Below are 6,978 nucleotides of genomic sequence, written 5' to 3' on the forward strand. Positions count from 1 at the left end.
AGCGACCACAAACACTTCTTGCGATTTCTCTTGCATCCAGGTCAAGAAAGAACCAAACATCCGCCGACTTAGCCCACCATCACCATCACCGCTAGCACTATTCCCCAAGCTTTTCTCAATTTCGTCAATCCACAGCACGGCAGGGGCCATTGACTCTGCTAGGGTAATAGCTTGGCGAAAGTTTTTTTCTGACTCGCCCACATACTTGTCATACAGTCGTCCAGCGTCTAGTTTTAGTAGGGGCATCTTCCAAGCTTGGGCGATCGCCTTTGCAGCTAACGACTTGCCACAGCCCTGAATCCCCACGATTAAAATGCCCTTGGGCGGGGCAAGATTAAGGGCATGAGCTTGAGGGCTAAACCCTACCCGTGCTTGGTTGAGCCATTGCTTTAACCCCCCAAAGCCACCCCAGCTTACTGTGTTTTCTTCTACGGGAAAATATTCTAGTACGCTTCCCTCTCGAATCACTTGAGCCTTGCGGTGTAGGATACGAGCAACATCATGAATACTGAGTTTACCGTCTTCTAAGGCAGCATAGGCAGTCACCTGTCGGGCTTGTTTTAGGGTCATGCCATTGAGGGCTTGCACAAGGATGGGAATCTCGGATTCCTGTAGCTCAACCTGAATTCGACCCCGATGCCGCAGGGTCTGAATCACTTCCATTACCACTGCGTGCAATTCATCTCGCCCTGGAAGCTTGATATCCACCATGACAGCATCATGGGCTAGTTCTGGTGGTAAGTTGACAGTCTCACCACTAACTACCAGGGTCGATCGGTGATGAGAAAAGTCTTGACTCACTTCTCGAAACTGACGAACTAGCACGGGGTCGTCGAGATGCTTGGCAAAGTCCTTGAGCAAGAACACTGCTTTTTGCGTCATTGCTTGGATATACTGCAACGCCTTAAGCGGATCAGCCGTATCTTCAAAGGCAGTGGGTTTGACAGAGCCAGGTGGGGCATATTCATTCGTCCACCGGGACTGGTAAGAGGCTGGCGATCGCACCAAACCCTGAGTAATGCTCCACTCAAACAGAGGCATCTGCATCTCTTGGGTGGCTGTTTGTAACAAGGTTTGCACCCGTTCTTCCTCCACAGTTTCCATCACAATGACAGGATGGAAGGACAGGATTAGGTTTTGCACTTGCTGCACACTTTTAGATAGCATCACAGGCTTCAGTCCATTACTACAGCATCTTATTGTCTAGGAGACTACTGGTGTTATGAACACTCATTGACTGCTACCCTAATCGCCGTCACTAGAGGCAGGGGTTGGCAGCTTACCTGTTAGCCAGTAGGTAGTCATCATGCCCTTGCCTTTGACAGCAATAGAGCCACGTTTCTCGAAGCTAAAGTGTTCCTTTAGTCGATCGTACACCGTATCAGTTACTTGGATTTTGCCTGCCTCACCCTGAGACTCCATGCGACTAGCCACATTGACCGTATCGCCCCAGAGGTCATAGGCAAACTTTTTCATGCCAATCACCCCGGCAATCACAGGCCCAGTGTTGATGCCAATCCGTAGTTGAAAGCTTTGCTGTTCACCATAGTGAAAGTTAGTGATAGCTTGTTGCATTGCTAAGGCGGCTTCTGCTACAGCCTGCGCATGGTCTGCACGGGGCATGGGCAAACCAGCGGCCGCCATGTAAGCATCTCCGATCGTTTTCACCTTTTCTAGACCATAGCGTTCTGCAATTTGATCAAAGGCTGAAAAGATTTCGTTGAGCAAGTCAATTAGTTGCGTCGGAGAAGTATGGGCAGACAGTTGGGTAAAGTCCACAATATCAGCGAACAACACCGTGACATCTTCAAAGTTATCGGCGATTGTCTGAGGCTTGCCCTTTAACCGTTGAGCGATTGGCTGGGGCAGAATGTTCAACAACAGACGCTCTGTTTTTTGGCGCTCTTGGCGTAGTTCCACCTCAGTTTGACGACGATCGCTAACATCCTGCACCATCCCCTCGTAGTACAACACATTGCCCTCATCATCCCGCACACAACGGACATTCTCAGCAATCCAAATGGTAGAGCCATCTTTACAATAAACCTGAGACTCAAATTCAGAAATCACGTCATATCGTTGCAAATATGCTGCTAACTCTGCCAAGCGACTTGGCTCTACATACAGTTGTTGACTAACATTGGTAACCTGTTGCATCAACTCAGATGGGGAGCCATACCCTAAAATTCTGGCTAGGGAAGGATTAGCACTAATATACTTACCGTTGGGTGTGACCTGATAAATACCTTCAACGGCGTTTTCAACAATGCTGCGATATTTAGCCTCTGCTTGTTTCAGTGCTTGCTCTGCTTGCTGTCGTTCAGCAATTTCTTGTTGCAGGCGAGCGTTTTGATGCTGCAACTCAAGTTGCTGTTGTTGCAATTGTTGCTGCAACCGCCACAGAGATAGATGACAATCAATTCGTGCAACCACTTCCTCCATTTGGAAGGGCTTGGTGATATAGTCTACGCCCCCAACCGCAAAGGACTTGACTTTGTCTAGCACCTCGTTGTAGGCGCTAACGAAGATGACTGGAATATCATGAGTAACCTCATTGGCTTTTAGAGCTTGACATACCTGATAGCCATCCATTTCGGGCATGTTGATATCTAGCAAGATTAAATCAGGCGGCGATGCATTCACTCCCATGAGGGCGATCGCGCCACTAATAGCACTCCGCACCTTATAACCTTGCTCCGTCAGCATTGTAGACAGCAGGCGCAAATTGTCTGGTGTATCATCTACTACCAAAATATCGCCTTTAACTACGGCTGGTTGGGGGTCTAACATGATGTCGTGGGGAAACTGACGATATAAGCATCGGTCACAGACAGTTCGCTGAACAGGTACAGGAACAGCCATAGGCAGTAGCGATGGGTTACTCTAGGGTTGAATCGATGGCTCGATGTACTTACTTACATTCGATTCGATCCTTTCCCTGGTTCTTCGCCGCGTAGAGAAGCTGATCCGTAATAGACACCAAAATTTCTGGTGATGACCCCGGTGTCGGGACAGTACTAAAAACACCGATACTCAATGTAACACGTTGACCTGTAGATGACTGACAATGGGGAATCTGGAGCTTACGAACGGCATCCTGAATTCCCTCAGCCACCTGTAGAGCACCCTGTAGGTTAGTGTTGGGAAGGACGATCGCAAACTCTTCTCCCCCGTAACGGGCTACCAAGTCTGCTGGACGACGCGCCAACGCTTGAATTGCTTGTGCAACTTTTTTTAGACAGGCATCCCCCTCTATATGCCCATAGGTATCGTTATACGCTTTAAAGTTGTCAATGTCACACAAAATTAAGGCAATGTCACCTTGTTCCCGCGCTAGCCTACGCCATTCATGATGCAATCGTTGATCAAAACACCGACGATTAGCTAGTAAGGTCAAATCATCTGTAAGTGTGAGTCGCTCTAGCTCTTCAGCATAGCGACGCAGTTCTTGGTTTGCTTGGGCTAGGGCAGATTCTGCTTGCAGGCGATCAGCAATCTCCTGGCGGAGGCGATCGTTCTGTTCTTGCAGTGCCCTTTGCAGCCGTCGTAGCGCCAACTGACTCTCTACCCGCGCAACTACTTCTTCCAAATGAAATGGCTTGGTAATATAGTCTACTCCCCCTGCTTTGAAGGCTCTCACCTTATCCAGTACTTCATCCAATGCGCTAATAAAAATGACTGGTATCCCTTGGGTTTTAGGATCTGCCTTCAATGCCAAACAGACATCATAGCCATTAATCTGGGGCATATTCAAATCCAGCAAGATTAAATCGGGGGGTTGAGCCTTTGCACCCATCAGCGCCATCTGTCCACTAATAGCCCCGCGCACCTTATAACCTTGCTCTGCCAGCATAGTAGAGAGCAAGTGTAAATTATCTGGTGTATCATCAACTACCAGAATATCGCCTTTGGTAGGCGGACTGAAAGCTTCTAGGAGTTTGCTGCCTTCCATTGCAGCTAGCCACCTCTCTCAATTAATAGGGTCTGGTTATCTTTACAGGGCCTGATTACCTATATACATCTAACCCCATTACCATCAGACAGCTTATCAACAGCACTGACCTGCTAAGTAGTCATGACTCTGAACTTGCTTGCTCTAAACGCACTAACCCTAACTATTCTGACGAAACTTGCGCTGTTGATAGGCGCTTGATTCTACGAGACGATATGCTCCCTTCATCCGAGCTGAAAACCTTGCCTCAACTTGGTTAACCTCGTCGGTAGGTACCGCATCCCATGCTGCTTGTGAGGCCCATCGAACGATCACAATTACATCCCTAGGTGCGGTTGGGCTGATCCATACCTCTTTACCCAAATATCCTGGATAGTTAGCTAGTGCAGTTGACCAGATGTCATCATCTGCTTGGATAAATGCCTCTCGCAGCTCAGGATCGACATCAAATTTTAGCCATTCAATCACCATAGATTTACTCGTGAGCTAAACTTACAGAGTAGCGTGAATCAGTTAGTGCACCATCTAATGCCCCTGATACAGGATTGAACCACATGGACAGCAGCGATTTACTTAAACAACTTCTTATGATTGGCATCGGGACTACGTCGCTGGTGGCAGAAAAGTTGCGGGAGGCAACGGACGAGTGGGTAAAGACTGGTAAGCTGAATCCTGATGAGGCCACTAGTTTTGTTGACATGATGATGGAGCAACTCAGGTCACAACAGGGTAATTTTGAGGCTCAACTCCAGCGCCAAATTCGTAACATCTTGCAGGATATTGGTGTGCCTCGTCAGACAGAAATTGACGAACTACGCGGTCGGATCGATCGCCTAGAGCGTCAAGTCAGAGCCATAGAGAATCGTCTTTGGCAATAGCGGTAAGTTATTGGTCATATTTGCAGGAGAGAAACCCATGAGAGAGATTTTGATCAGTCTAGGAGTGATGGTAGTTTGTTGCTTATTGTTGGTGGTTTCTCAACTACTACCAATAACCACTGCCAACGCTACACCTACTGCTGAAACACCACTAGCTCAGACCACTAAGTCGCCAACATCAGAGGAGCCAGCACCCCACCAAGCTAGCGCCACGATAACTGAGAGCCAGTCTACAACTATTATTTCTATGTCAACCCCGCAATCAGATGCTCCAAAACCAGTAGTTACCACCCCTAGTGGGCTTCAGTATATCGATCTTGTGGAAGGCACCGGAGACAGTCCTAAACCAGGACAACGAGTTAAAGTGCACTACACAGGTACGTTAGAAGATGGCAGCAAGTTTGACAGCTCTCGCGATCGCAAGCGTCCCTTTGAATTTAAGATTGGAGTCGGCCAAGTCATTCGTGGTTGGGATGAGGGAGTTGCGTCCATGAAAGTTGGCGGTCGCCGCCAGCTCATTATTCCACCAGAACTGGGATATGGTGCTCGCGGTGCAGGGGGTGTTATTCCACCTAATGCAACACTAATTTTTGATGTAGAACTGTTGCAAGTTAACTAGGGAGTCTAGTAGGTCAGCTAGTTCGCTCTAGAGCCTAGTAGCTATCAACTAGACGCAGTCGGCCCTTGCGGACACCATAGAGTAAGCGATCGATAACCTTTCGCTCTTCATCAGGAAGATTCTCTTGCAGCACAGCTGCCTTCATCGTATAGCGGTCAGTTAACGTCAATACGCCAGAACTAGTGGCATGAGCAAACAGTTCAGCCATAGTGTAGGGGAAACAATCGGTAGGTGCCATAATATCCTCAGTTGAGAATGATAAAGATTCTATGAAGATCATAGGAATGGCTACCAAGCTATGTGTCTAGTGTTTCCTCGCGAAGTTTGGATAGCAAGCATTGTTTAATGTTAAATTTTCAGCAGTTTTACGTAATGATTACGCGAATTGTATCAACTTGCTTCATTAACGGTAATCTTGGTTGATTAACAGTAACCTTGGCTGATTGGTAGTTATTAGCCAACGACCTCTACAACCATACTAGTTACCTCTGCAAGCACATCAGTGTCAGACAGACATAGCAGTGCAAGGTTAATTAGAGTGTTTGCTGTGAGAACTTAGCCACTACGAGTTTTAATGGCAGCGCTCCCTAGATGTCCCTCTGAGCACTATAGCTAGTGCCAAGGTGTCAGTCCTGTATGCAGCTTAGAGGTGTTTACATAGACATCCCAGAGAGAACTGCCCGCTCTACACGTTACTGTCTTGCCAGATTTATCAATTAGCTCACCAAGGTTTAGTCAATTGAAATGGATTGTGGGCCTTGCTTACTAGGCGATTGTTCACCGGTAGATACTGTAGATTGGCCTACCTGTCGGTCAATCCAGCTTTTCACGGGCTCATCTGCTAGGTTCAGTCGCAACAAACCTGAGGCAAATCCACCCAAGAAGGCGATCGGCTGCTTCACGAACTCGTTGAGGATTGGTGTGATTTCGCTCATAAACATACCGCCCAACTCCTGTGCATACTATCGGTAATCGATATGCTTGCTATTTTAGTACACATTAGTTAACAGTTAGCTGCTAACCGTTAGCGCTAGGAATGTTCATGACAGTTGCCAACGCAGCCAAGATGCCGCGTTCAATAAGGTTTGGGTGTAAGGATGTTGGGGGTTCTTAAAAATTTCTTGGGTAGTGCCAATTTCTACCAGTTTCCCTGCTTGCATGACTGCAATCCGATCGCAAAATGAACGCGCCACGGCTAAATCATGGGTGATAAACAGATAGGTTAGGTTAAATGTCTGCTTCAACGTTGACATCAAGTCCAACACTTGAGCCTGTACCGTTGCATCTAGCATACTCACAGGCTCATCACAGATTAGCAACTGGGGGCGCGTGATCAGAGCACGGGCAATAGCAGCCCGCTGTTGTTGCCCTCCAGATAGTTCCGATGGGTAGCGCTGGTAGAATTCGGCTGCTGGAACTAACCCTACCTGGGTCAACATATCTAACACTTGAGCCTTCGCAGTTTTGGCATCGGCCAAGTTATGAATCCGTAAGGGATCCATAATGCTCTGACCGATCGTCATTATTGG

At 47.7% G+C, this 6,978-nt stretch carries 9 protein-coding genes; 2 read left to right on the forward strand and 7 right to left on the reverse strand.

The genetic code is table 11. The features are described from left to right. From NZ772_10520 to NZ772_10535, 4 genes are all read right to left on the reverse strand, one after another. The coding region (locus NZ772_10520; protein ID MCS6813985.1) for an AAA family ATPase at positions 1 to 1,167 on the reverse strand (1,167 nt) is incomplete at its 3' end. Between the two features lie 78 nt (positions 1,168 to 1,245). Beyond that, positions 1,246 to 2,862, reverse strand: coding sequence for a response regulator (locus NZ772_10525; GenBank protein MCS6813986.1), 1,617 nt, complete (start codon positions 2,860 to 2,862; stop codon positions 1,246 to 1,248). Between the two features lie 49 nt (positions 2,863 to 2,911). Beyond that, entirely contained in the window at positions 2,912 to 3,952 is a 1,041-nt protein-coding gene (locus NZ772_10530; GenBank protein ID MCS6813987.1) for a diguanylate cyclase, read from the reverse strand. Between the two features lie 159 nt (positions 3,953 to 4,111). Next, the gene (locus NZ772_10535; GenBank protein ID MCS6813988.1) at positions 4,112 to 4,423 is read right to left on the reverse strand and encodes a TIGR03792 family protein; all 312 of its coding nucleotides are present in this window, start codon (positions 4,421 to 4,423) and stop codon (positions 4,112 to 4,114) included. 83 nt (positions 4,424 to 4,506) lie between these two features. On the opposite strand from NZ772_10535, the gene NZ772_10540 reads away from it, so the two are divergent. Then, positions 4,507 to 4,830 carry a phasin family protein gene (locus NZ772_10540; GenBank protein ID MCS6813989.1) on the forward strand — a complete coding sequence of 108 codons (324 nt, stop codon included), beginning with the start codon at positions 4,507 to 4,509 and terminating at the stop codon, positions 4,828 to 4,830. A gap of 37 nt (positions 4,831 to 4,867) precedes the next feature. Continuing rightward, positions 4,868 to 5,449 carry an FKBP-type peptidyl-prolyl cis-trans isomerase gene (locus tag NZ772_10545; protein MCS6813990.1) on the forward strand — a complete coding sequence of 194 codons (582 nt, stop codon included), beginning with the start codon at positions 4,868 to 4,870 and terminating at the stop codon, positions 5,447 to 5,449. Between the two features lie 34 nt (positions 5,450 to 5,483). On the opposite strand, the gene NZ772_10550 is transcribed toward NZ772_10545, so the two are convergent. The 3 genes from NZ772_10550 to NZ772_10560 form a co-directional block, all read right to left on the reverse strand. Then, positions 5,484 to 5,687 (reverse strand): hypothetical protein, encoded by a 204-nt coding sequence (locus NZ772_10550; GenBank protein MCS6813991.1) that lies wholly within the window; start codon positions 5,685 to 5,687, stop codon positions 5,484 to 5,486. A 493-nt stretch (positions 5,688 to 6,180) separates the two neighbouring features. After that, a complete protein-coding gene (locus tag NZ772_10555) occupies positions 6,181 to 6,390 on the reverse strand; it encodes a hypothetical protein (protein ID MCS6813992.1) in 210 nt (69 codons plus the stop codon). 99 nt (positions 6,391 to 6,489) lie between these two features. Continuing rightward, the coding region (locus tag NZ772_10560) for an ABC transporter ATP-binding protein (protein ID MCS6813993.1) at positions 6,490 to 6,978 on the reverse strand (489 nt) is incomplete at its 5' end.

The sequence above is a fragment of the Cyanobacteriota bacterium genome, assembly GCA_025054735.1.
Taxonomy (GTDB): domain Bacteria; phylum Cyanobacteriota; class Cyanobacteriia; order SKYG9; family SKYG9; genus SKYG9.

What these genes read in the sequence shown, in the direction of transcription:
- NZ772_10525 (MCS6813986.1), bottom strand. Translation starts at nt 2,862, where the DNA reads ATGGCTGTTCCTGTACCTGTTCAGCGAACTGTCTGTGACCGATGCTTA.
- NZ772_10530 (MCS6813987.1), bottom strand. Translation starts at nt 3,952, where the DNA reads ATGGAAGGCAGCAAACTCCTAGAAGCTTTCAGTCCGCCTACCAAAGGC.
- NZ772_10535 (MCS6813988.1), bottom strand. Translation starts at nt 4,423, where the DNA reads ATGGTGATTGAATGGCTAAAATTTGATGTCGATCCTGAGCTGCGAGAG.
- NZ772_10540 (MCS6813989.1), top strand. Translation starts at nt 4,507, where the DNA reads ATGGACAGCAGCGATTTACTTAAACAACTTCTTATGATTGGCATCGGG.
- NZ772_10545 (MCS6813990.1), top strand. Translation starts at nt 4,868, where the DNA reads ATGAGAGAGATTTTGATCAGTCTAGGAGTGATGGTAGTTTGTTGCTTA.
- NZ772_10550 (MCS6813991.1), bottom strand. Translation starts at nt 5,687, where the DNA reads ATGGCACCTACCGATTGTTTCCCCTACACTATGGCTGAACTGTTTGCT.
- NZ772_10555 (MCS6813992.1), bottom strand. Translation starts at nt 6,390, where the DNA reads ATGTTTATGAGCGAAATCACACCAATCCTCAACGAGTTCGTGAAGCAG.